This is a genomic window from Pseudomonas sp. JR33AA (assembly GCF_021378985.1).
GTDB lineage: Bacteria > Pseudomonadota > Gammaproteobacteria > Pseudomonadales > Pseudomonadaceae > Aquipseudomonas > Aquipseudomonas alloputida.
Genome location: NZ_JAJSAW010000043.1, coordinates 1 through 1556 on the forward strand (window position 1 = coordinate 1; position 1556 = coordinate 1556).

The window sequence follows — 1556 nt, forward strand, 5'->3', positions numbered from 1 at the left end:
CCCGGGGTCTTGATGCAGTGCTCCAGCAGCGGCAGCAGGCCTTCGGCGCTTTCCACACGGTGGCCGTTGGCGCCGTAGGCTTCGGCATATTTGACGAAGTCCGGGTTGCCGTAGTCCAGGCCAAAATCGGTGAAGCCCATGTTGGCCTGCTTCCAGCGGATCATGCCGTAGCCGTCGTCACGCAGGATCACCACCGTGATGTGCATGCCCAGACGTACTGCAGTTTCCAGTTCCTGGCTGTTCATCATGAAGCCGCCGTCGCCACACACCGAGATTACTGGGCGGTCCGGGTGCACCAGGTGCGCAGCCATGGCCGATGGCAGGCCGGCGCCCATGGTCGCCAGGGCATTGTCCAGCAGCACGGTGTTCGGCTTGTGCGCCTTGTAGTTGCGCGCGAACCAGATCTTGTAGATGCCGTTGTCCAGCGCGACGATGCCATCGGACGGCAGTACACGACGGATGTCAGCCACCATGCGCTGTGGGTAGACCGGGAAGCGGTCGTCGTCGGCGCCTTCGGCGATCTGTGCTTCGTTGGCTTCACGGATGGCCATCAGGCGGGTGAAGTCCCAGTGCGACGTGTCGTTCAGCGCTTCGCTGATCTGCCACACGGCGTTGGCGATGTCGCCAATCACTTCAACTTGCGGGAAGTACACGGCATCAACTTCGGCAGAGCGGAAGTTGATGTGGATGACTTCGGTGCCGCCACGGACCATGAAGAACGGCGGCTTCTCGATCACATCGTGGCCGATGTTGACGATCAGGTCGGCGGCTTCGACGGCGCGGTGAACGAAGTCGCCCGACGACAGCGCAGCGTTGCCAAGGAAGCGCGGGTGGCGCTCGTCGACCACGCCTTTACCCATCTGGGTGGTGATGAACGGGATGCCGGTCTTGTCGATCAGTTGCTTGAGGACCTTGGCGGTCATCTTGCGGTTGGCACCGGCACCGATCACCAGGATCGGGTTACGCGCGTTCTGCAGTTTCTCGACGGCAGCTTCGATGGCCACGTGCTCGGCCAGCGGGCGGCGGTGCAGGCTGCGCGGGATCGGCAGCGCGTCGGTCTGCTCGGCGGCGATGTCTTCCGGCAGTTCCAGGTGGACCGCACCCGGCTTTTCTTCTTCGGCCAGGCGGAAGGCTTCGCGCATGCGGGCCGGGATGTTGTCAGCCGAGGCGAACTGGTGGGTGTACTTGGTGATGGGGTCCATCATGCCGCACACGTCAATGATCTGGAAGCGACCCTGCTTGGACTTCTTGATCGGCTTCTGCCCGGTGATCATCATCATCGGCATGCCGCCCAGGTAGGCGTAGGCGCTGGCGGTTACCAGGTTGGTAGCACCAGGGCCGAGGGTCGACAGGCTGACGCCGGTCTTGCCGGTCAGACGGCCATAGGTGGCAGCCATGAAACCTGCAGACTGCTCGTGACGGGTCAGTACCAGCTTGATCTTCGACTTGCGCAGGGATTCGAGCAGGTCGAGGTTTTCCTCACCGGGAATGCCGAATACATACTCGACACCTTCGTTTTCCAGGCATTGCACAACGACATCGGCGGCCTTGGCCAT

At 62.4% G+C, this 1556-nt stretch carries 1 protein-coding gene; it reads right to left on the reverse strand.

Features of this window, described 5'->3' with window-relative positions:
• A partial coding sequence (locus tag LVS58_RS24895; RefSeq protein ID WP_233693238.1) for an acetolactate synthase large subunit occupies positions 1-1556 on the reverse strand: 1556 nt, incomplete at its 3' end.